1 pseudogene is annotated in these 426 nt (G+C 68.8%); it reads left to right on the top strand.

Going from position 1 to position 426, the window contains the following annotated elements:
- Positions 1-426 (top strand): annotated as a pseudogene (locus JWG43_RS21000) (sensor histidine kinase); the annotation flags it as partial.

Raw genomic sequence — 426 nt, 5'->3', positions numbered from 1 at the left:
TCCAGCATCTGGAAAGCCTGTCCGACGTCATTCTGCGCATCACCGGCGTGCGCCAGCGCGAGGCCGTGCCCGACAGCGCCCTGACCGGCGCCGACGATATCGAGGTCATCGACATCACACCCGAGGATCTGCGGGCGCGTCTGGCCGAGGGCAAGGTCTATGTGCCCGAAACGGCTCGGGTGGCCTCCGAGAACTTCTTCAAGATCGAGAATCTGACGGCGCTGCGCGAACTGGCCCTGCGACGGGCGGCCCAGACGGTGGACGACCAGCTTCTGACCCACCTGCGCGAGCGGGGCGTGTCGGGGCCGTGGGCGGCGAACGAGCGGATCCTGGTTCTGGTCGGCGGCGACGCCATGACCGCCTCCCTGGTGCGGACCGGTCGGCGGATGTCGGACATGATGATGGACGCCCCCTGGTCGGTGGCCC

This window comes from Desulfobulbus alkaliphilus (assembly GCF_016918545.1).
Lineage (GTDB): Bacteria > Desulfobacterota > Desulfobulbia > Desulfobulbales > Desulfobulbaceae > Desulfobulbus > Desulfobulbus alkaliphilus.
Note: the sequence above shows the minus strand (reverse complement) of the source record. Positions and strands in the feature narration are given on the sequence as shown.